This window comes from Methylomonas sp. MS20, from assembly GCF_050275925.1.
Classification (GTDB): domain Bacteria; phylum Pseudomonadota; class Gammaproteobacteria; order Methylococcales; family Methylomonadaceae; genus Methylomonas; species Methylomonas koyamae_A.
The window spans coordinates 4,107,094-4,128,064 of the sequence record NZ_CP189962.1 but is presented as its reverse complement, the minus strand read 5'-3'; the positions used below and the strand labels follow the sequence as shown (position 1 = coordinate 4,128,064).

General features: G+C 52.5%; 22 protein-coding genes. 1 reads left to right on the top strand and 21 read right to left on the bottom strand.

Features of this window, described 5'->3' with window-relative positions:
* Positions 1-2 precede the first annotated feature (2 nt).
* From ACQE3D_RS18540 to ACQE3D_RS18515, 6 genes are all read right to left on the bottom strand, one after another.
* Positions 3-602, bottom strand: a complete 600-nt coding sequence (locus tag ACQE3D_RS18540) for a hypothetical protein (protein ID WP_313729555.1) — start codon at positions 600-602, stop codon at positions 3-5.
* A 122-nt stretch (positions 603-724) separates the two neighbouring features.
* Positions 725-1,201 (bottom strand): DUF3368 domain-containing protein, encoded by a 477-nt coding sequence (locus tag ACQE3D_RS18535; RefSeq protein ID WP_427551168.1) that lies wholly within the window; start codon positions 1,199-1,201, stop codon positions 725-727.
* Between the two features lie 18 nt (positions 1,202-1,219).
* Entirely contained in the window at positions 1,220-1,564 is a 345-nt protein-coding gene (locus ACQE3D_RS18530) for a UPF0175 family protein (protein ID WP_313729557.1), read from the bottom strand.
* Between the two features lie 75 nt (positions 1,565-1,639).
* Positions 1,640-2,587 carry an IS1595 family transposase gene (locus ACQE3D_RS18525; protein WP_313729558.1) on the bottom strand — a complete coding sequence of 316 codons (948 nt, stop codon included), beginning with the start codon at positions 2,585-2,587 and terminating at the stop codon, positions 1,640-1,642.
* A 700-nt stretch (positions 2,588-3,287) separates the two neighbouring features.
* Positions 3,288-3,599 (bottom strand): flagellar transcriptional regulator FlhD, encoded by a 312-nt coding sequence (locus ACQE3D_RS18520; RefSeq protein WP_036276368.1) that lies wholly within the window; start codon positions 3,597-3,599, stop codon positions 3,288-3,290.
* An 18-nt stretch (positions 3,600-3,617) separates the two neighbouring features.
* The gene (locus ACQE3D_RS18515) at positions 3,618-4,265 is read right to left on the bottom strand and encodes a transglycosylase SLT domain-containing protein (RefSeq protein WP_313729560.1); all 648 of its coding nucleotides are present in this window, start codon (positions 4,263-4,265) and stop codon (positions 3,618-3,620) included.
* 269 nt (positions 4,266-4,534) lie between these two features.
* Here ACQE3D_RS18515 and ACQE3D_RS18510 point away from each other — a divergent pair, with 269 nt between their 5' ends.
* On the top strand, positions 4,535-5,941 hold the full coding sequence (locus tag ACQE3D_RS18510) for a Fic family protein (protein ID WP_313729561.1): 1,407 nt from the start codon (positions 4,535-4,537) through the stop codon (positions 5,939-5,941).
* 56 nt (positions 5,942-5,997) lie between these two features.
* Here ACQE3D_RS18510 and ACQE3D_RS18505 read toward each other — a convergent pair whose 3' ends face one another.
* From ACQE3D_RS18505 to ACQE3D_RS18435, 15 genes are all read right to left on the bottom strand, one after another.
* Positions 5,998-7,188 carry a tyrosine-type recombinase/integrase gene (locus ACQE3D_RS18505; RefSeq protein WP_255187110.1) on the bottom strand — a complete coding sequence of 397 codons (1,191 nt, stop codon included), beginning with the start codon at positions 7,186-7,188 and terminating at the stop codon, positions 5,998-6,000.
* Positions 7,189-7,563: 375 nt separating this feature from the next.
* On the bottom strand, positions 7,564-7,977 hold the full coding sequence (locus ACQE3D_RS18500) for a hypothetical protein (protein WP_427551164.1): 414 nt from the start codon (positions 7,975-7,977) through the stop codon (positions 7,564-7,566).
* On the bottom strand, positions 7,974-8,837 hold the full coding sequence (locus tag ACQE3D_RS18495) for a hypothetical protein (RefSeq protein ID WP_427551162.1): 864 nt from the start codon (positions 8,835-8,837) through the stop codon (positions 7,974-7,976). The genes ACQE3D_RS18500 and ACQE3D_RS18495 overlap by 4 nt, the downstream gene beginning before the upstream one ends.
* 47 nt (positions 8,838-8,884) lie before the next feature.
* A complete protein-coding gene (locus tag ACQE3D_RS18490; protein ID WP_427551160.1) occupies positions 8,885-9,667 on the bottom strand; it encodes a hypothetical protein in 783 nt (260 codons plus the stop codon).
* 1 nt (position 9,668) lies between these two features.
* Complete coding sequence (locus ACQE3D_RS18485; protein WP_427551159.1) at positions 9,669-11,189, bottom strand: hypothetical protein; 1,521 nt, start codon at positions 11,187-11,189, stop codon at positions 9,669-9,671.
* Positions 11,186-15,718 (bottom strand): tape measure protein, encoded by a 4,533-nt coding sequence (locus ACQE3D_RS18480; RefSeq protein WP_427551158.1) that lies wholly within the window; start codon positions 15,716-15,718, stop codon positions 11,186-11,188. Before ACQE3D_RS18480 ends, ACQE3D_RS18485 begins: the two co-directional genes overlap by 4 nt.
* On the bottom strand, positions 15,715-15,963 hold the full coding sequence (locus ACQE3D_RS18475; RefSeq protein ID WP_427501655.1) for a DUF1799 domain-containing protein: 249 nt from the start codon (positions 15,961-15,963) through the stop codon (positions 15,715-15,717). Before ACQE3D_RS18475 ends, ACQE3D_RS18480 begins: the two co-directional genes overlap by 4 nt.
* 89 nt (positions 15,964-16,052) lie before the next feature.
* Complete coding sequence (locus tag ACQE3D_RS18470; protein ID WP_427500808.1) at positions 16,053-16,421, bottom strand: phage tail assembly chaperone; 369 nt, start codon at positions 16,419-16,421, stop codon at positions 16,053-16,055.
* A gap of 8 nt (positions 16,422-16,429) precedes the next feature.
* Complete coding sequence (locus ACQE3D_RS18465) at positions 16,430-17,590, bottom strand: hypothetical protein (RefSeq protein ID WP_427500807.1); 1,161 nt, start codon at positions 17,588-17,590, stop codon at positions 16,430-16,432.
* On the bottom strand, positions 17,580-17,777 hold the full coding sequence (locus tag ACQE3D_RS18460) for a hypothetical protein (RefSeq protein WP_427500806.1): 198 nt from the start codon (positions 17,775-17,777) through the stop codon (positions 17,580-17,582). The genes ACQE3D_RS18465 and ACQE3D_RS18460 overlap by 11 nt, the downstream gene beginning before the upstream one ends.
* Positions 17,778-17,792: 15 nt before the next feature.
* A complete protein-coding gene (locus ACQE3D_RS18455; RefSeq protein ID WP_427500805.1) occupies positions 17,793-18,218 on the bottom strand; it encodes a hypothetical protein in 426 nt (141 codons plus the stop codon).
* Positions 18,219-18,291: 73 nt separating this feature from the next.
* Entirely contained in the window at positions 18,292-18,543 is a 252-nt protein-coding gene (locus tag ACQE3D_RS18450) for a hypothetical protein (protein ID WP_427500804.1), read from the bottom strand.
* Positions 18,536-20,152 carry a hypothetical protein gene (locus ACQE3D_RS18445; protein ID WP_427500803.1) on the bottom strand — a complete coding sequence of 539 codons (1,617 nt, stop codon included), beginning with the start codon at positions 20,150-20,152 and terminating at the stop codon, positions 18,536-18,538. Before ACQE3D_RS18445 ends, ACQE3D_RS18450 begins: the two co-directional genes overlap by 8 nt.
* Positions 20,152-20,493, bottom strand: a complete 342-nt coding sequence (locus ACQE3D_RS18440) for a hypothetical protein (protein ID WP_427550925.1) — start codon at positions 20,491-20,493, stop codon at positions 20,152-20,154. The genes ACQE3D_RS18445 and ACQE3D_RS18440 overlap by 1 nt, the downstream gene beginning before the upstream one ends.
* The gene (locus ACQE3D_RS18435) at positions 20,493-20,966 is read right to left on the bottom strand and encodes a hypothetical protein (RefSeq protein WP_427551157.1); all 474 of its coding nucleotides are present in this window, start codon (positions 20,964-20,966) and stop codon (positions 20,493-20,495) included. Before ACQE3D_RS18435 ends, ACQE3D_RS18440 begins: the two co-directional genes overlap by 1 nt.
* Positions 20,967-20,971: the final 5 nt, after the last annotated feature.

The following is a 20,971-nucleotide window of genomic DNA, read 5'->3' as shown; positions in this document are numbered from 1 at the left end:
AATTATTTGTTGCGAAGAATTTGTCCAAAACCAACAATAAGCCCTCGCAGAATCAGGGCAAATGAGAGCATGATAATTGGTACGGTAAGTTCATTGTTAATACTCCCCAGTACCCAGGCTACAAATACTAAGGTAGCCCAATAGTAATTACTTTCATGGGAAAGACGATTTGCCAATTGTTCAATACACTGAAAAACTAATTCTGATAATGCTAGAGCAGTAAAAGTAACGAAACCAAAAAGGGCAAATGTAGAAAGTGTTTCAGGCAGCATGTCTTTTGAACTGCCCATGAATGTTAATCCAAATAATCCAGCTGCCAAGCTAAAAAAATTAAAGTGCTTTGTAGTTAATGTGCGGGTGTGAAAACGCTGCAAAAACTTCTGTAATCCACTCGGAAAACGCGCAAACGTTGCGCCGCAAAATGGACAAATCGATTTTGTTGGTTGTCCGTAATAGGTAATGACGCGCGGCACCATGATTCGATGGCATTCGGGGCAATCCACCGTTGCATGATGGGCATTAAACATCGAGTGATTTGATTGGGTTTTGACTGACGGGCTGGGTCTTTTGAACCGATCTGAGAGTGATGACTGTGAAGACATTGGCTTCTCCATGCTTAAACGTTTTGGTAATCCTATCGCGAATGAACTAACGCTCCAAGTCGGTTTTTTAAATCAAAACTATTTCAACAAGGCAAAGAAAGATTGCCTGCATATCCAACGGTTTACTCGCCGACACTTGCCAGAATTTTGTTGATCACGGTAGCCGAAATACGAAAATCTGATCGATGCAAAATCTCAAAAGCGGCTCGAGCCGACTCAATCAAACCTTGTTTCTTGGCTAGGCCAATGACTGCGGCCGTACCGACGACCTGCAGTTGATATTCTTTGGCCACAGCCCGGCCGGCACGTTCGTCCATGATCAGCAAATAGTTTTCGGGTGACGATAGCGCGATGTTGATGCAATCCGTTTCACCAACGTCCAGGTCGATATCCAAACGTGGTGTGATGGATTCATGCCATACCGTTAACCAACCTGAATCGAATGCATGGAACAGCGCTTGTTCACCCGGCGCCGATTTGCCGGGTAACACTTCCTGTTTCACCGATTCAGGTACGAAAACTTCGCCAAATAACTGGGGCAGCCAGATTAAACCCTCCACCAACGCCAGTCCGATCAATGGACTGGCATCGACAATCACTTTTTTAGGCATCAGCGATCAGGCTTTGTTGAGCCACTGGTCCAGAGTGTCCAAATCATCCTCGACTTCATCAGCCGTTTGATCGATGACGGAAATACCCAGGCGCGAGACGTGCGCAATAAAGCTGGCCAACGGCATATCGGCCAGTTTGGCGGAGCGAGCGAGGGATAAATTTCCGTCCTTGAACAAGGCTGTCGCCAAGGCCTTGCGAACACCAGGCATGCCGATGATTTTGGAGGATTTTAGGCCGACCATCACGGCATCCGGTTCGTTTCTATTCATGACCAGGACCATATCCTCATGAGCCATGCGCAACGCTTCGTTGGGGTTGTTCTTTAGACCACTGACATTGACCGTTTTCATAGTCGGATTACATAGGAAGATTGAATGGGTGGATTATATTCCTTTGAATTGAAATGAGGGCATAAAGTTTCCTGATTACCCATAAGCCTCAGCCAATTTGAGCAATCGCCCTGGCATGGGTGGCGTGTTCGCCGCAGCGATGAGAAGCCGGGGCATGATGGTTTTCAGATCGAATCGGCGATTAAAGCGATAACAAAACTCTGCCAAATAACGCGGTAAATGGTTGGGACTGATGGCGTGGTAAGTACCGTTGATTGAGCGCTTCACGTTGCTGATCATGGTGTTGACCCAGGCGAATTCTTCTTTGGTCACGCTGTCGGGGCCACCACCGGTGACGATGGCGTAATGATGACAACCGTGATCGAGCACAGCGGAAAAGCAAGCCAGGCCATCGGAATACACCAGGCTGCCCGGCTCAAGATGTTTCCCGGCCCAACGTTTAATTTCGGCAGTTCGGAAACCTTTGACGACATTCAAGTTCATTGCGATGGGATGGTGCTCTTCGTTCAGCGCCACTGCCGCGACAAAGGGTGTCTTGTTTTCCGAGCCTCGACCGCGTTTTCCGCCCCGATGCTCGCCGCCCCAGTAGACGTCATCCAGTTGAATAATACCGGTTAGCGGTTTGCGATCATCGCGCTCTTTCATCGCCTGCATGATCTTGTGCTTGAGGCTCCAGGCGGTGTTATAAGACACGCCGATTTGCCGCTTCAAGGCCAAGGCCGACAAGCTGTTTTTGGCTTGAGTCAGCAGATGGATCGCCAGAAACCAAACTGTCAGCGGTAATTTGGTTTGTGCAAACAGCGTGCCGCTGATCAACGAGGTTTGATGATGGCAGGACGCGCACTGATACAAGTTGCGTGTTTTAACCACACTGTAGCGGCGACCGCCACAGTCTGGACATTGAAAACCGGATGGCCATCGGGCCTGAAATAACGCTTCGGTGCACTGGCTTTCAGTGCCGTACTGCTTCATGAAAGCCATCAAACTGAAGCCTTTTTGAAATTGAATCGGTTTCTTTTTCATGGCACGATCTCCAGTCAGGTCGGGGCTTCGGTTCGACTAACCGAATGGTCAAAAGTTGCTGAGAGTCGTGGGTAATCAGGTAAAGTTTTCCCATTGGATCTTGATCGGCCCGGATAATAAGTCACCCCAATTCGGCTACGACTTAGGAGCAATTGTTAGGTAATCATTCTGGTCTTAGGGATTTGGTTTAGCACGCACATTTGACAGACCTGCTGATATTTGCAGCCATGAATAACTAAATACGGCGTATGGCAGGTCGTACAGTAAGGTAATTCTGCGAGTCCGTCTCTCAGTGCTTCGGTGATAATCCAGGCTTCATCGAAATTTGCTGGCCGTATGCGGCCAAACGGTCGGCGTTCTTGGATATGGCTTGGATAGAAGGCACAAAATGTATCCCAGGCAAACACTAGGGCGTTTAGGTCCATTTCGGCGGAGATAGAACTTGAGCAAGCGCTTCGATAGATTGATGCAAATAGCGCCATGTAAAGAAACGACTCACGTGACTGTGGCATTGCTAGGATGCTAGGGACTAGGCCAGCGACCGGACTTTCTCCGTGTAGGGAAAAGTAGAGATTACATAAGTCCTTCTGTCGAAGGGTTTTGATGACCCGGCCGGCAAATTTTGTGCGTAATCTTCGTTTCAGCAATTGATAAGCCCAATACTGATCTTTAAGCCGAGTAGCAAATGGGCAATGGTTGCTCATGACTCAGGTGGGTGGGCAGACAAGAGCATCAGAAGGTCGATGGTTCGTGCGTCGAGTGCATTAGGATCTTCATCTTTTTCGACGGTTAGAAATTTGCTCCATTTATGGGGATTGAAACGAGGGACAAAGGTCAGGCAATCACTTCTGGCCAAACTTTTTAATTGTGCGAGTGGCATCTTTCGGAGCAACGACACCGCTTCGGTCGTGAGACCTAAGCAGAACATGGCTTTCTGTTCGCTGCCAGAAAAAATTAAGGATTGAGCGACAATGAGGTAGTCGAGATTGAGTTTGTAGAGATTCTCATCCATTCTGCAATCCTCGATTGGCTAAAGAATTGCGCGAATTTGATTTGCCAGGGCAATAACTTTCCGTCCGTACTGGATGGCGGCCGGCTCATTTTTCCAACTGTAATATCGGCCTATGCCATGTGCAAGATTGCCAGGCACCGATTGGATGGCCTCGGAGAGTACACTTGCACCGATTTCGAGATTGGTGCTTGGTATCAAGAGTTGCTCTGGTTTCGCAACACGGTGGCCATGCCACCGAAGATTGACTTGCATCATGCCAACGTCGATATTGCGTTTACCTTGATCCATCAATTGATTGAGCAATGCTTCGGCTTCCTGCTGGCTACCAGGAATATAGGTGTTGCCAGCGTTATTGATGGCCCAGGGCGAGGGTATGACTTTATTCTGGTCATCGTTTTTTCGCGATTCGGTGAGCGCAACGGCATAGAGAATGTAGGGGTCAATGCCATGTCTCCGAGCCACTTGGTCCCACAGCGTGTTCCGTAATGTGGATTTTGAACCTGGAGACTGTTGGTTGCTGCTGATTATTTGAATGGCTCCATCAGCCATTGATTCCATGGGTTGGCTGATGATACAAAAGCCGCCCATCATGCCAATCGGAAGATGCTTAATAACGTTTTGAAATGGAATCTGAAGCTTAAGATTTTTTGAAGGAATATTACACATCGCAAGCTCGCCGTAATGGTCTTGATGCGAGTTTACGACGTTGCCAAAAAATCTATACGCTCGAAAAACCGCTCTTTTTGCGGTTTTTCGCTGGTCCTCTGAATTTGGCCTTGCTTGATCTTGCGGTCGGTACGGAGCGTGATGACTGGAGCGGGCTGAAGTTGGATTAAGTTTAAACGTGCAACCAAGAAGTTTTTATGGCGCGATTTTTGGTTTAATGACATATTAAGTGGCGCATTAAAACTAATCGCGACACCAAAAATCAAATCATGCCAAAAATAGTCCCATCAGAAGAGCTGGAGAGAATCGAAAAGCTGATTGCTCAATATCCCGAAGGTATTGGCGCGAAAGACATTGCGCAATGGCTAGATTTCGAAATTAAGGGCCGCACTTTACAACGTCGATTGGCCACATTGGTGGCAGAGCGTCGCATTGTTAGCGAAGGCGATGGACGAGCACTGAAGTATAAAGTCGTAAAGCTTGGCACGGGTATCGCCGTAGCTAATGGTGTGGATGACTCAAACTGGCATGGCGTTGACGAAGTTTACATTCCCATTTCGCCAGAAGGCGAAGAGATCAAGTTCTTTATTCGTCAACCACGAACTCAACGGTCTCCCGTCAGCTATCAGCCGGATTTCCTGGGGAAGTATTATCCAAACCACACCTATTACTTATCAGCTGGTTTACGCGAACAATTACATACCCTGGGCAGGTCGCCGTCTGAGCAAACCCCGGCAGGAACGTTTGCCCGTGACATTCTGAATCGCCTGCTCATCGACCTTTCTTGGGCTTCTTCCCGTTTGGAAGGCAATACCTACAGTCGACTGGATACCGAACGCTTGATTGAGTTCGGTCAGGCGGCTGAAGGCAAGGATGTCATGGAAACCCAGATGATCCTCAATCACAAATCGGCCATTGAATATTTGGTACGCGATACCGAGCATGCCGGCGTTACGGCCGAAACCATCGTTGCCTTACATGCTTTTTTATCGGATGGTTTGTTGGCAGATCCGATGAGTTGTGGTCGCCTGCGCAATCGGGCGGTCGATATCGGCGGCAGTGTCTATTTGCCAATTGCGATGCCGCAACGGATTGATGAGTTGTTTGGGATTGTCATGACCATGGCTGCTGAAATCAACGATCCGTTTGAACAATCGTTTTTCCTGATGGTGCATTTGCCTTACTTGCAACCCTTCGAAGACGTTAACAAACGGGTTTCACGGTTGGCGGCCAATATTCCGCTGATTCAACACAATCTTTGCCCACTGTCGTTTATCGACGTGCCGCAACAAGCTTATGTGGACGCGGTCCTAGGCATTTATGAACTGAACCAAATAGAACTATTGAGAGATGTCTATATCTGGGCTTACGAGCGTTCATGCCAGCAATACGTTGCCGTCCAGCAGCAGCTCGTGCCGCCCGACATCATTCGTTTGCGATATCGAAATGAACTGGCCGAAGTCATACGAGCTATTGTCCGAGATGGACTGGCAACAGATGGAGCGGCAATTTTGGCTGGCACTCCGAATTCCGTGTCTCAGGAAGACAAGCAGAAATTTATTAATTTGGTACAAAACGAACTCAAAACGTTACATGCGGGAAATGCTATCCGTTTTGGCTTGCGTCCTCTAGAGTTTTCGGTATGGCAGGAAAAAGGAACAAAATTCTGTGATTGAATTGAACCAACAAATAACTAGGGGCTAATTTTTTATTGATCTAATAAAAATCAACACTATGTGTTTTTATCTCCGCTCAACTCGATTAAGTAGTTTTCCCATTTTAGTAAGGCGCTTCGTTTTTCCTGTAAATAATCATATCTATCATAATGTTTTGAGCTTACATCATTTAGAGCATGATTTTGTATCCTATCTCTGATGCTTTTTTCAATGCCAATTTCTCCCATACGAGTCTTTACTGTTCTTCTTAAATCTCTTGGGGTAAAAGTATCGATACTGCTTATTCGCGTGATTGCGTGAGCCAAAGACGTTTTGTGTATTGGTTTTTCTTCGTTATATCTACTTGGAAAAAGATAATCAGAGTTTCCAGAATACGGCCATAATTTATCAAGTAACTTTTTAGCTAACGGAGTAATAGGCAATATCAGCCAGCGTTCGTTTTTCACTCGCTCTGGCGGGGCGCTCCAAATCATAGTGTCAAAATCAAACTCATGTTTCATTGCGCCGCAGAGCTCCCAAGATCGACAGCCATATAGCAGTAATAGTTTTGTAGCCAGATGGAATTGCTCAAGAAGGCATGTTTCGTTCCAAAGTACTTTTATTTCGGAAAATGATAATGCTCTTTCTCCTGCAACTTCCGCACTGGTATCTTTTGGAATTGCATCGACAGGGTTGGCTTGTATTTGAAAGGTGAAATCATTTGATAGGTTTTTGGGGTCGTTATCATGATAAACCCCTAATTCAAATGCTCTTCTTAAGTATGATCGAATCCGATTAGCTTGAACATTCGAGCCACGCGAGATAATGGTGTGAAGTATTTTTCTTATATGGGCTGGCGTTACGTCTTTGGCTTGGAAGTCCAAAATGTCTTTACAGTTGTAATGAAGATCTGCCTCAACTTTTTCAAAAGTTCGCTTTCCTGAATCAACCATGTGCTTGATGTAGTAGTCAAACAAATCGGCTACGCTGCCAAGTCTCAGCTCAATGCGGGATTGTGGGTCAATTCCGCGATCGATCTCCCGTCTCAGTTCACGACACTTATCCCTTGCCTCAGATAGGCTAATCGATGGGTACCGTCCTAGGCTTGCGAATTTTTGTTTACCATCTGGACCTGCATATTGAATAAAAAAGGTTACGCTTCCGGCTGGCGTCACTTTGACACCAAAGCCTTTATCGGGCCCTTTTTCATAGAGTCTATATGCCGACGGTTTTGCCTTGAGCCCTTTGATTGATTTGTCAGTAAGCATAATTTCGTGGTCACTTTGTGGTCACTTGAATTCCGCAACATAAGGTCACAGAATGAAACAACCATGAACGGATGATGTTATAAAGTTCAATATAATCGGGCATTTAGGAATGTTCTGCAACATACAGAAGTACGTGGTAACATAGTCTTTAGCGACTGTTAATCACTAGGTCGGCGGTTCGAGCCCGTCCGGGGGAGCCAAATAAATCAAGGGCTTACATGAAAATGTAGGCCCTTTTTTATGTCTGCGTCACACTCACGTCACACTACGCCATAACACGTCACAGCAAATGGCAGCAAAATCCTGTAACTTCGCGCGATTTTTGTCGTAATTTAGCGGGATATTTGTCGCGAATTATCGCGGTTTTAACGCCGTTTAAACTGCCAAAATCGATGCAACAAAATCAAGCGATGGCCAACTCGAAATAGTGATCGTCATATCGCCGCTTACAACACTTGATACATTCTCAGAGTCACCGCAAACACGCGCCGTCGTCGATGCACCAATTGTGATTTCCATCGTAGCCCCGGCTGGGATATTAGACAGCGTTGCAACATCGATACCGTCAGCCGATATCGTCGTCTTATCGATCGCTACACCCATCGCCGGGCGAGCAATCGGCGCTTCGGCTTCGAGCGGAACATAAAGTGATGATATCGATCTGACGTTAGAAATTGCAGCGTCGATTAGCCTTTGGCCCTCAGTCAGCTTGTCCGCCAGCGCACTCTGATCAGCACCGTCCCACGCTTCAATGATGTGGCCGTCGGACAATACAACCAACAAGGTCATGCGGTGATCTCCTCCACGTATAACAGAATATTGCTCATCTGCTTAGTGATCGATCCGGAGTATTTCCAGTACAAATAAATACTGAAGCTCATTCCACCGGTGCCAAGCTTCAGAATACCGCCGCTGATCATCACGGTGCCGGAAATAAACCGACTACCCATATCGATCGTTGAGTCATACGCCACTTGCTGAGCAAGGGGAAGCGTGTCCGACATCAAATCATTAGCGATACCGAAGTACCGCGTGCCATCGGTAGTTGTTTCAATCAAAAACGAAATTTTTAGCGTGATCTGACGTAGATACGCGTTTGCACATGTGAATCCACTGATCTCCAATTCGTTCATTGTAGAACCCGAAGGCGCCCACGCGGTCGCAGTGAAGTATCGAGTCAGCTTAGCAATGTTGCCGGGAATCAGACGATCGCGGTCGATGATGCCACCGCCGAGCAATGTCGAGAAATTGCCGGAATTGATCTGATTGACCGTTGCTAGCGCGCCTTGGCCGCTGATTGCGGCCGCTGTGTTATTGCCTGTAATGTCGCCAGCCAGCACCCACGCCGAACCGTTGTAGCTATAGACCTTCGGGTTCAACGTCGACGTATCAAACCAAATGTCGTTCGTCGTCATGCCCGACGTCGGCGCGCTGGTTTGCCGAAAGATAGTGTTCTTGGTGGCGTTGTCGGCCGGCTTTCCTGAACCGGTGACATCGGACCATGCGACCGCGCTCGGGTCTTCGCCGCCGCCGGCGTAATAGCTCGCCGGATGCCAAGCGGCGGCGCCATCCAAGCCGCGTAGCCAAGCCGCTAAATCTGCCAGGCTGCCGGAGGCCGCGCCGGAGACTGCGCTACCACCGGCCGGCAACGATGACGCGATGACCAGTTGTCCGGTCGCGTCGAGGTATAGCGCCATTATGCAATCACCTCAATCACATTGAATCCGACCTGGTTAACCTGCACATACGGGTTCTCAATCGGCGACAGCTCGGACAATTGCCCAAGGAAGTGCCGTTGCTGGTTGTACGTGGTATCCGCGCGATCGCGGATCAATAAAACTTCGTCGGTGATGTCAACTACGCGTTGCAATTCCAGCGCAGCCATAGCCTCGGCCTCGTTCAACCAATCAAGCTTAAGCTGAAACTGGCGCTGGCCAGAACGACGCAAGCCGATCATCGCGCCGCCTTGGGTTTGCACGACTTCCGAGCGCGAGCGGTAGCCGATGTTGTTTCCGTAGCTCATGTTCTCCGCCGGCGCCAGCGCAGGGCCGATGAAGATTCTGCCTATCTGTATATAACCGGCCGGATTAGTAGTATCAGCGAAATCGATGGCCCAATACCGCGCATTCACAGGTGACGATAACCCGAGAATTAAATCCGGCGAATAAACGCCTCCGGATAGAATTCCGCTATCGTAATCCGGAGCTGAAAAGTAACCGTCGCCATTATGCGCCGCCCGTACTCGTACAGTGCCACTCGCTGACAGATTGGTCGCGATGGCTCCAATACATTGAATCGATCGATTTACGCCAAAATCGATAGTTAGTGTCGTCGAGCCCGTCGCGGCATCCACTGTCCTTGCCACTTTCGCTAGCCGCCGATTCTTCACGTTCGCCGCCGGGAACGACGTTGACCACGCGCCACCGGTCAGCGCCGCGCCGCCGATCAAATTGCCATACCCCAACATCAAGTTCGCCACGTTAACCCCACAAACTCAATATGACCTGGTCGTGAGCGAAATCCGTTTCGATGCCGATAATCCGAAATTGCTGACCGGCGGCCAGACCATAGCGCGGATACTGCACCGTGACAACCACGCCCAAATCGAGCAGATACAACAGATCGGCGTCCACCTGAACTTTCGCCGTCAAAATCACCCGCTCCGCTTTCAACAAAGACAACCGCCGAGAGGCCTCCGGATCACCGTAGTTGTCCCCGGCCAGCAAGGTTTCATACGTCACTTCTTGCGCCAGCGGATGTTTCGTTTTCACCGCCGAATCGGTCGCTTTAACCTGGCGGCTGCCGGCGGCCAGCCAGGCCCGCCGATCGTCTGGCACAATGCCGGCCAGGCTGTCCGAGGTTTGCACGGTCCAGTTTGGGTCATGCCCCAGCGTGACTTGCCAAACCGGCGTCGCAGTGCCGTTGACCGTTGCCGCTTGACGTTCGAGCGAGACGATTTCGATCTCAGTCAGCGTCGCGACCGATGTGCCGCTGGGCGCATCAAGACGGGCCATCCGAAAGCGGTTCAACCGATCAAAACCCCACCAGGCGCCGACCGATGCCGACACGCGATCCAGCGCCTCGGCAACCGTCAAACCGTCTGTCACCCACAACCCGACGCTACCGGCATTCTGGCCATCCAGCGTGGTGCGGTCGGCGCTATACGTGTCGCCACTTGAGATGCCGGCGCCGATAACCAGATCGTAAGCGATCTGCGCAGCAGTGCAGTCTTCGATCGCCGACGACTCCCACGCCGTACACGTGACGAGTCCTGCCGGCGAGCCACCCAAGCGGAACATGCCGCCGGCTTGCCAAACCCGGTAATATCCGGCCGTTGGGGCGTTCGCTTCCATGTCCGCTTGATTGCTGTAGTCCGATCCGCGCGCCAAATACGTGCCCTTGTCGAATACGTTAACCACATTCTCGATCTGGCCATCATTGACTTGATAAATCAGCCTGGCGCTGTTAACCAGCACCGGAGTGACATTGGCCACACGGCCGAACAGCTTAGGCTTGGGTGCGTCTTTCAGTTCAGACGTACCGTCAACCCCGGCTGGCAGGCTGTTGGTGCCACCGTAGCGGTTGGGCTGCACCGGTTTATCCAGTTCGGCCATGCGATCGCGCAGCCGGATTGAAATGCGTAATTCTTCGAACGCGGCCTGTTGGATCGTCGCATAGATAATCGTTGTAAACGACGAGAACGCCGCGCCTTGCTCGCCGACTTTCAGATTCAGCGACCGGCCGTCGAACGCGTAGCCGGTCAAATAGTCGAGCTCGCCGTCAGCGTTAATCAACGTCAATTCGCCGTAGCTGGCCGACGCCGCGCCGCCGATCTGGCCGTCTTGAAAGATATCGCGACGCATCGACGCCGGCTGCTCGATGCGCGGCTCGTAGTAGTCGCCGGCCACTTCGTCGATATAGCCCGGGCCGGTGCAAAAGCGCAACGTTTCGACCGCCGAGGTCGTCAGATTGTAGGCTTCGATGATCGCCAGGTAAATCACGCTGCGCTCTCCAAGCGCGCTTTACGCGCGGTTTCTGCCAAAGCACTATTCGATTTTTGCAGCTGTTCGAGTAACGCGGCATTCGCGGCTTGTTGCAGCCGAACTAAAGCTTGCAGCTCCTCGGTTTGCTTGCGTAATTCGGCAATCATCGCATCGTTGCCGGCACCGATGACCGCCTGGGTTTGGCGATTGTTGGTCACCATGGTCGGATGCGCGAAATTAATCAGCTCCGGACCGTTCTCGCCGACGATCGTTGGCCCTTGGGTCCAGCCGCCATCGGCTTTGAATTTGTATTTAACCGCGCCAAGCGCTTTACGTTGCGCGGTCAGACCGTCGCGCTGCGCGACCAGGTTGGCCTTGGCGGTTTTATCTTTTGTGGATTTGATCTGAGCGTTGACCGCCGCGATTTGATCAGTCAGCGACTGGTATTTGACCGTTTTATCCGCCTCGGTATCGCCGCCGTAGTTGTAGGCTTTGATCTGCGCATCAATATATTGATTCGCCCGGGTAACGGCGCTTTTATCGGCTTTACTCGCATCCGCCGACAGTCCAGCAATGTTGGCTTGCTTTTGATTCTCCAGCGTATCGACGCGATTTTTCGTCGGCCCGGTTTGCGCCGCCGTCACCGCCGCCGAAGTGGTCGCGGCTTGCTGATCGTAAGCGGCACCGCGCGTGGCAGCTAGGCCGTCTACTACGGTTTTCAGAGCGGTCAGCGACGTGGCCAGCGAATTCGCCGACGCGGTCGCGGCGGCGGTGGCTTGCTCGGCGGCGGTGCTGGCATCGGTGGTGCCGCCAAACTGGACGCTGAGCGCTTCCAGATTGGTCGTGACATTGCCGAAGATCGCCGCGTAATCGGACGTACTCGCGAAATAGTTCTTGGCCGCGGTCAAATAATCCTGTGCGTCGCCGGCCAAGGCAGACAAAGCGGTCGCATCGCCGCCTTGGGCTTTCAGCAACGTCGTGCCATATTGGCCTTTTGCCTCAGCAAGCTTTTGTTCCGGCGTCAACGTACTCAAATCGCCGAGCTTCAAGCCGTCGATCAAGTCACGCAACGAGTAGACGGCGGTCTGAGTTTTGTTGATCGCTGCGATCTCGACGTTGTAGCGCTGAGTCAGCGCTTTCTGAATCCGCGCGATGTAATTGGCCTGCTCGGTCGGATCGGTCGATTTGGCCAACAGATCGTATAGCGGCGCGGTGTCTTCCGGCGTCGGCAATACGCCGGTTAAGCTACTCAATTGATCCGCGATTGACGCCGTCGCATCGGTCAGCGGCGCAAGGTAGGTCGCCCGGGCGTTGGCGATGGCTTTTTCGCGCAAACCCAGCAGATCGGCCTCGGCAATTTTCAGGGTTTTGGCGTTGCTTTCCAGTTCGATCAACGTGTCGGCAAGGCTGCCGAGCTGGGCGTTCAAAGACGCGCCCATGCCGGCCAGGTTGCGGTAGCTGGTTAGCGTGTCGTTTTTCAGGGCGTCGATCGCGCGCTGCCGAGCGGCTTCGATTTGCGTTTCGGAAAACCGATACTTCGCCGCCGAGTTGGCCATGTCGTCGAACTGTGCGTTCAACGATTTCAGCTGCGTCAGCACCGGGCCGTACTCGCCCAGCGTGATGCCGATGTTGTCGATCTCCGCAATGGCTTCGTTCAACTGCTTTAGCCGCTTGCTGTCGCGAATTGCGGTCCGGTAGTGCAGGTCGTCCTGATTGCCGATATTGCGTTTGACGACCGATAAAGCCATTTTGTTCGCCAGGCCGGCCAGATTATCCTCGCCGGAAGGTGTTTGGCGGAAGAAGGTGCCGGCATTGTCGGATAAATAACCGGCCGTCAGTTGCTGGTTCTTTTCAGTTAATTGCGACCAAAACATCGAGCGAAAATCGCCGATGTTCATCCGCAACGAACTGCCGAGGCTTTTAACGACCTTGCCAAATTCGCTCGTCACGGAATTGGTAATACGCGGATCGCCGCCTTCTTCCTGACCGCTTTTGGTGATCGACATTTTACCGCCGGAGTAGGCGCCCTTGGTCCATTGCGTCGGCTCGGGAATCTTCGAACCCATCAAGAACGTCAACAGCATATCCTGTAACGGGCCGCCGGCTTGGCCGATCATGTGGCCGAGCGTCGAGGGTTTTCTATCGCTGAATAACGACGCGCCCAAGTTGAGCGCCATATTCTTAATGGGCGCAATCAATTTAGCGAATGGGAAAAAGTTGCCGATCATATTCGACACTTGGTTTTCGATACCCACCAGCGTTTCAAGTTGCGCGTTACGACCGCGACTGCCGGCCATTCGAAATTGACTGCCGCCGGGCAGCATGCTCAATAACGATCCCAGCATGCTATACGCCATACCGCCACCGTTGGCGCTGGAAACCGCCCACGGCCCGCTGCCGTAAGACGCCGAACCAGGCACCGGCGACACAATGCGGCCATTTTCGTTAGCGCCGAAGGGATCAACGTTGCCTTGGCTGAATGGCCCGGAACTGAAAATGCTGGAAAAGAAGCTGCCAAACCCGCCGCCGCTTGAACCGCTGGAACCGAACATGCTGGAAAATAAGCCACCAACGCCGCCACTCGAACCCGCTCCGGCGCCGCTGGTAAACGATTGCGACAGCATCCGCTGAAAGTTCAGCGCCATTTGTTGGGCGAAGACTTTATTGATTGAGCTGGCAATATTGGTCAAGAAATCCTGAAAGCTGCCGGTCGCGGTACCGTCGAAAACCGATTCGAACATTTTGCCCAGCGCGTCTTGCACGTTCTCAATCGACCGTTTATAGGCCGTCTCAAAATAATCCGCCGAATGCTTAGTGCTCACATCGGTCAATTTTGACAATTGCAGTTCGGCATCCGTGCGGGTTTGCACATAGGCCGCCACCGTGGCCGGGTCGGCGTCGGGCGCTGCTGCCCGGGCGCTTTGCAACTGTTTTTCAAGATCGATACGGCGAGCGATTTGCTCGTTGGTTGCGCCCTGCAATTTGAGCTGCTCGGCCAGTTGCGCCAGGCGCTGGGCTTCGGTGGCGCTGTCGCGTAGTTCGTCCAGGGCATTGGCCTGCTGGACCGACTCGGCCCACATCTCGTTGCGACGTTGATCCGCGTCCAGTTCTTGCCACTTCACCGCCAGCGCCTGTTCGATCGCGGCCCGCTCGGCGCCTTTGGCTTTGGCTAGCGCATTGGTCAGCTCAATTGCGCGCTCGCGCTCTTTGTCGGAGAGACCAATCAGCGAGGTTTCTTGTTGAATAGAGGCCAGGGACTTGGCGACTTCTTCTCGTTCCGACTTATATGCCTTTGCGGTTTGCTCAGCTTTGCTTTTTGCAGCTTGGGCTGTTTTTTGTTGCGCGTCTCGGGCTTTCTTTTCGTCCGCGACAACCGTTTCGGAATACCAGTCTTCAGTTTCCGAAATCAGTTGATTGACTTTCCTCCATTCGTTGACGAATTCTTGACCGCTTTTCGTTGCCGCGTCTTTATTTCGGGCTTGAGCCAATTTAGCCAATTCGGCATCGCGCTGGGCCATCAATTCCGATAACTGCGATTGATTCTGCCTGAGCAACCCGCCAGCCATAAGCGGCGATTGCTTTTGCAAATCGTCGCGGCGCAACTTGAGTGTTGCGATTTGGTCATTTAACTTTTCAATTGCGCCGAAAGGTCCAGAGCCTCGCTCTAAATATTCAGTGAACCCGCCGATGATTTCGGTCCATCCGGACACGATGTTTTTAACGATGCCCTCGCTTTTATCTTGCATCAACGCATCTTCAAAGCGATGCCAGTTATCGGACAAATTTGAAATCTTGCCATTGAGCGTATCCATGGCGGCCGCATTCGAACCATTGGCCAGCTCGCCCATTTTCTTGATCAATTGATCGATCACATCACGAGTCAATTCACCGTTTTGAGCCATGGTGAATAATTCGCTGGTGTTTTTGCCAGTGACTTGTGCCAACAGATCGTAAACCGGCACGCCGCGTTCAGCCAACTGCATCATTTCTTCGGCTTGCAGTTTGCCCTTTGCGTACGCCTGCCCTAATGCAGTAGTAATACCTTCAAGGGTGTCCTGCGATGCACCAAGCTTAGCGGCTTGGTTCGTCACCGCTTCCATGACTTGCTTTGTTGGGTTGATCCCCATGTTTTGTAGCGTGATGAAAGCCTTGGTCAACCCATCAATCTCAAACGGTGTATTCACCGCAAAATCGGAAATAAACTTGAATGTCCGGGCGGATTCGGCGGCCGATCCGGTCAGCGCAGTCAATTGCGCCCGCAACATTTCCATCGAGCGATTGGTGTTGAGAATATCGCGCGCCAGCGTGCCGGCGGCGCTGGCGGAAAAGTAGCCGGCCAACAGTGATTTGCCGGCGGCCAGGGTTTGGTTGATGCTGGCGAGTGAGCGATCGATCTTGGCGTAACTGGCCGCCTGCCGGGTCGCGGACGAATCCGCTGTTTTGGCTAGCGATTCTATCTCCGATTTGAGTACGCGCACGTCGCCGGCGACGACTTTGCCGCCGTCCATCGACAGCTTAATGCCTAATTTGATTTCGCCGCTGTTCATGATTTCGACTCGTTAAACACGGCCAGCGCCGCCCGCTCCATGATCTGTATGCTACGAAAAATCGCCGCCCGTTCGCGGCGCGGGACGTTAAAATGCAGGTGAGACTGCACCCCCGGATAATTCATGCCGATCACGCCACCCATGCTGCCGTAGATCCACTGCGTCTCGCATGCCCGAAAAGCCTCCAGCGCCGGCCAATTCTCCGGCTCGACGCTGAATTCCGCCTCGGCCGGGTCCGGCTCGATGTCGATCTTGATGCCCAGCAGCTCAGCATCGCTAGCCCGTTGATCCTTGCCACCCTTGCCGCCGCGCGCCCAGTGTTCGGCGGCGGCGATTAGTTTTTTCTGCGGCTCCCGCCGTTGATCGCCTCGTAGAACGTGTCGCGGATGACGTGATGGATGTTGGGCACCGCGTTCAGCAGCGCCCGAAGGTTATCTCGGCTGAAGTCCAGCGGCTGGCCGTCTTCGTCGGTCACGTCCGCCCAGCCATCGACAAATTGCAGCAAGTAATCGAGATCGGCTTCGATCACCGCATCGCCGGTGCGGGTGTCGTCTTTGCCGAATTCGCCGAGACCGATCAGCTGTTCGCGGCTGAAGCGCTTAAATGTGAGCCGAAGTTTGTGCAATTGCGGCTTTCCTTTCTCATCCACGATTTGCAGCTCGACCGGATATTGAAAAGTGCCGGATAAATTGAGTTTGAACATCGTCTCTCCTACTTAGCACAAATCCGAATTTCGTCGTTGCCGGCCACCGGCACAAACGACAAATCCGCTTTCAGCATTGCAACACCATCCGATTCCGCGTAATCCGGATTCTCCAATTGCACATGCGGTCCGGTAATGCCGACGATATTACCCGGCGTCTGGCCGTGCTTAATGCATATCGGGCCATAACTAGCGTTTTTCGCGAACGTCCACCAGTCCTTCGCCGCGATCGTGGTCGCTTCGATTTGGATAGAGCCCTTCGTTCGACGGTCGGTAATCAACACGGATTCCGCGCCAACCAATTGCCGATAGACGACGGTGTTGCTGATATCGACATCGAACATCTCTAGCACCGCGCCGGTAAATCCCAGGATATTGATATCCGTCGTATTTGCCGTAGAGACGGTTTGCGGCGTTTGCCACGCCGAAAAATCGGTTGTTGGTGAGGACACGTCGGCAATCGTGCCTAACAAGCCGGTAAACTCAAACGTCATTTCTGTTAGCTTCTTCGCCGACACGCTTGGCTTCACCGTGCCGCGCGCACCCAACAAGATATGCCGCACACCGTCGACCCCAAAATACAAAGACAAGGAACTATTGCCAGCGGTGCCGAACGAACTATTCGGGATGTACAGCGCATTGGCGCCGATGCTGTAAGTGCTGTCGCCGATCGGCGCCACTGCCCACGGCACGGCAACGGTGGCTACTTTGGTCGTGCCGTTGTAGTCAATAATCTCGCCCTTTTGACCGTTGCCGGTGCCGCCGGTAATCGATACGGTCATGCCAACATAAAAATCATCCTCCGCACTGGCACCGCTGGCTAGCTTGATGCTGGTGGTCGAGCCGCCGACTTGGGCCGTGCCGGTAATCGCCGACGCGGTCAGCGTCTCGGAAAAATTGCAGCCTTTCAACAGCACACCCCAAGGCGGCGCACTGCCAGCGCTGCCGGCGCCGGCGAATTCGCACGAAAACGATAGCGTGACGTAGTTCTCGGTCCGGATCGAGCCGAAGCCGCCAAATTCCGGCCGGATGATCTTGCGTTCGGTGGCGTTGCCGGCCAACGGCTTAATCGTGATGTCGCCGCATTGAATCGTCGCTGTCGGCACCGCGTCGGTGCCGTAGGTAGTTTCTAGAGCTGCTTGAATATAGCGCTTGCGGTTACTGAGCATCGCTCACCTCCACTTTAGTTTTCGCCTTCTCCGCCCGCTTCTCAAACGCCGCCCGTGCTTTGTCCGGATCGGCGTTATAAGCCGCCTTGTCGGCCTGATAAATATCCCAATCCTCGGCCGGCACGCGAATGCCGGCCTCCGGATCGACTATAAATGTGCCGGGTTGGCCGGCGTATTGGTCTTGCATGGCGAGCTCCTCTTGTTAGCGCCAGCCGAGCAGCATCTTCAGCTCGGCTTCGTAAATTGGATGGCGGATGCTGGAAGCAACCGACCGGCCCTCGCCTAGATACACCGATCGCGCACCCAGCGCGCCGGACTCCAGGCAATCGAAAATCAGGTTTTCCACTTCGGCCAGCTGAGCGGGACCGTCGAATACGTCGCCGTCTTGGCCGGCTTCCAGAAGTCCAACGACAATGCTCGGCCGCTCTTGATGCCAGCCGCCGACTTGCGTGGCGCGGGTATACAGCACCGGCACATAACAAACGACCGGGCAATCGTTGATGTTTTGCGGGGACTTATAGCCGATAATGTGACGCGCCGGCTTGTTATACCGCGTTTGAAAAAACGCAGTCAGCGCGGCATCGTTTTGTAGTTTCTCGCGCGCGGCGAGCAGGGCGACTAAGCTCACAAAATCCCCTACGTTGGAATGTTGCGAGCTAGTTTAAAGAGAGGTTAACTAGGAGTTAATGCGAAAGGGTTCGCTAATAGACAATCGGTATTTGACCACATGACAACGCGCAGTCGATATCGGAATGATCGACTGTCACATCACCCACTGCCAGCCAATCGGCGACAATCGTAGCCGGAGCCGATATGACCTGACCGTCAGACACTTCTCGCCCATCCGGAAATTTAATCCGTGTCCACGCGCGACAATTTACCGAAATGCTTTTATCGACAAAATTCGCTAAAAATTCGGCGGCTTGATCAAGATACATCGGTTCTTTAGACATAAATACCTCCCACGCTGGATAACGAAACCATTCTTGGCGTGCCAACCCCGAATTTCCACCGCCCAACCGTTCCTGTTGTCGTTACCGTGTGCCGCACCAAGCTGACGCTCAGAGCGGTATTGGCTTCCGTAATTTGTACGGGGTTGAACGTGAGCACGCCGGCAATTCCATTACCCGTCAATAAACCGTAATTATTTGCGCCCGGATCGCGGTTCGGAACAAAGCGACCGGCACCGCTTTTGGTTAAATCGACTTTGCCTGAAAACGATGAAATCAAATAATCTTGTGCGTCTAATGGCTCCCAAAAGAAAGGCCATTCGAATCCGAACACATCATTCGCATTAAATGCGGTCGTCAACAACGGAATGTCGAAATCGAACGTCAAGCCACCTGTCGCCGTAGAGCTTAGTACCGCTTCGCATACCTGGTATGGCCTGCCTTCTCGATATTCCCGCTTGGCGCCGGCCCTCGTCACGCCGGAACCGGTTGTGCCAATGGTGATGCCAGTCGCTAATTCAGTCCCGTAGTTCGGAGTAGTCGCTAGGTTTGCAAATACCGGGTTGGTGAATTTGTTCGCACCTGGATAACGAACTCCCATCGACTTGCCGAATAATTTCTCAAGCCTTGGCATTTCAGCGCGCTTGGCATTCTCATATTGCCCGATCATGTTCAAATGCAGATGATCGCCGGAGCGATTGAATAAGTAGCGCCCCGTATTCGCGTCGCGAGTAATGCCGTCAGGATTTAGCACGAACACTTGATCGGAATTCGCGAAATACCCTTGGATTTCCCGACTTAACCAGAGCATCGCGGCCCGAATTTCATTGCGCCACGGCGTTGATGACGATGCGTATTCTTCGCCCAACGGGCCGCCGTAGCCGGGGTACATTTGATCGAGTATGGGAATGCCTGCGCTCGATAACAAGCTCACAATCTTGACATGATCTTCAAAAGTATCTTGAGCGACATCCAGCCAATAGCTGGATGAAATCAAATTTTGCAAATTGTTGATACTCATACAGCGCAAAAATATCACGTGCAATTTTTGGGCTAATAAATCGCTGATCGCCCTTCGTGTGATGCTGGCTGATTGTATATCTCGGTCAAGCAGCCCAATCGGCGACGTTCCTCCGCTGGTCATCGCTCCCGATACACCGTAATGCCCGACTAATCGAACGTTGGGCATCAACATATCCAAAATAAATTTATGCGGCGTAATACCGATACTGGTCGCACCAGACGCTGGGAACGCTGCGGTATGCACCGAAATATCTTGATTATCTGGACTTGTAGAAGTGCCAACCGTCGCATTCGAATCACCAATTACGGCGGCCAGAATGACGTTTGTTTGCGTGCGCACGTCCAGACCCGTCCGGACAATTGCGGCCACTTCGGCGTCGCCAACTAGGTATTGCGCGGCCGTGGCCAACGCGGAAATGATGACAGTCGTATCTCGAGCGACAGGGCCGTAACTCTCGGATACCAACGAAACTGCCGGCTGTCTTACACCACCAATCACCAACTCAATAATGACCGTGCCGACCACTGTGAGCGATTCACCTGCCCGAATCAACTCGCTGGACTGCTCATTTGCGGGTAATAACTTCATCAACCCCTCCCCAACGTCACTACACCAAACCCAACCGAATCGGTAATCCCCAACGCTTTTTTGCTGATCGTGCCGACCAGCTGCTTGGCGTTGCTCTCGTACTCGCGCGCTTTGGCAATCAGCGGCGAGTTGTCGCCGATCGCACCTTCAATCGCCGCGCAGCGCTTGGCCCAATAGATCGCAATCCGAGTCAGCAAATCGTTTGGCAGCGTCAAGTCGGATCGATAAATGCCACGCTCGGCCAGCACGGCATCCACATAGACGTCCGCATCGGCGACGTGGTCGGCGGTAAACGTCAGCGACGGATCGCTAAGGTCGGTTAAATCCAGATAAACGCCCATCAAAGCCCCGTTAAACGTGAAGCCAATACGGATAAACCGGCTTGCTGCATATGCGCCTGGCGGTTGTCCAAATCGGCGAAAAAGTAAGGAAACGGCCGGCTGCCGGGGTGATTGACTTGGTTGACAATCACGTAGCCGCCGCCGGCTGGATTTTTTTGACCATTGCGGTCCGATTTACTCGAAATAACCCAGGGCTCATGCCCGGCAAATGTGCCGGTACCCTTCTCGACATACTCAGCATACTCGGCGCTCGCATAAATCACCGCGCCGCCGTCGCCGGCCGGATGCCAATTAATCGATTGCTCCAGTTTCCCTGTGCGCGAGGTAAACGCATGTCCGGCGCTGATCCATTCCAACGTATCCAGCACGTACCGCTCGGCGGCGGCATTCACGACTAATTGCGCGTTGCTTTCGTCTGCCAGCGCGGCCAGTACCGACGGCGTGTTGCCGAAATCGACGGAAATCGCGTGCATAACAA

Excerpts from the sequence above, each read along its gene's own strand:
- ACQE3D_RS18540 (WP_313729555.1), bottom strand. The coding sequence starts at position 602 with ATGTCTTCACAGTCATCACTCTCAGATCGGTTCAAAAGACCCAGCCCG.
- ACQE3D_RS18530 (WP_313729557.1), bottom strand. The coding sequence starts at position 1,564 with ATGAAAACGGTCAATGTCAGTGGTCTAAAGAACAACCCCAACGAAGCG.
- ACQE3D_RS18525 (WP_313729558.1), bottom strand. The coding sequence starts at position 2,587 with ATGAAAAAGAAACCGATTCAATTTCAAAAAGGCTTCAGTTTGATGGCT.
- ACQE3D_RS18520 (WP_036276368.1), bottom strand. The coding sequence starts at position 3,599 with ATGGATGAGAATCTCTACAAACTCAATCTCGACTACCTCATTGTCGCT.
- ACQE3D_RS18515 (WP_313729560.1), bottom strand. The coding sequence starts at position 4,265 with ATGTGTAATATTCCTTCAAAAAATCTTAAGCTTCAGATTCCATTTCAA.
- ACQE3D_RS18510 (WP_313729561.1), top strand. The coding sequence starts at position 4,535 with ATGCCAAAAATAGTCCCATCAGAAGAGCTGGAGAGAATCGAAAAGCTG.
- ACQE3D_RS18505 (WP_255187110.1), bottom strand. The coding sequence starts at position 7,188 with ATGCTTACTGACAAATCAATCAAAGGGCTCAAGGCAAAACCGTCGGCA.
- ACQE3D_RS18500 (WP_427551164.1), bottom strand. The coding sequence starts at position 7,977 with ATGACCTTGTTGGTTGTATTGTCCGACGGCCACATCATTGAAGCGTGG.
- ACQE3D_RS18480 (WP_427551158.1), bottom strand. The coding sequence starts at position 15,718 with ATGAACAGCGGCGAAATCAAATTAGGCATTAAGCTGTCGATGGACGGC.
- ACQE3D_RS18470 (WP_427500808.1), bottom strand. The coding sequence starts at position 16,421 with ATGTTCAAACTCAATTTATCCGGCACTTTTCAATATCCGGTCGAGCTG.
- ACQE3D_RS18465 (WP_427500807.1), bottom strand. The coding sequence starts at position 17,590 with ATGCTCAGTAACCGCAAGCGCTATATTCAAGCAGCTCTAGAAACTACC.
- ACQE3D_RS18460 (WP_427500806.1), bottom strand. The coding sequence starts at position 17,777 with ATGCAAGACCAATACGCCGGCCAACCCGGCACATTTATAGTCGATCCG.
- ACQE3D_RS18450 (WP_427500804.1), bottom strand. The coding sequence starts at position 18,543 with ATGTCTAAAGAACCGATGTATCTTGATCAAGCCGCCGAATTTTTAGCG.
- ACQE3D_RS18445 (WP_427500803.1), bottom strand. The coding sequence starts at position 20,152 with ATGAAGTTATTACCCGCAAATGAGCAGTCCAGCGAGTTGATTCGGGCA.
- ACQE3D_RS18440 (WP_427550925.1), bottom strand. The coding sequence starts at position 20,493 with ATGGGCGTTTATCTGGATTTAACCGACCTTAGCGATCCGTCGCTGACG.
- ACQE3D_RS18435 (WP_427551157.1), bottom strand. The coding sequence starts at position 20,966 with ATGCACGCGATTTCCGTCGATTTCGGCAACACGCCGTCGGTACTGGCC.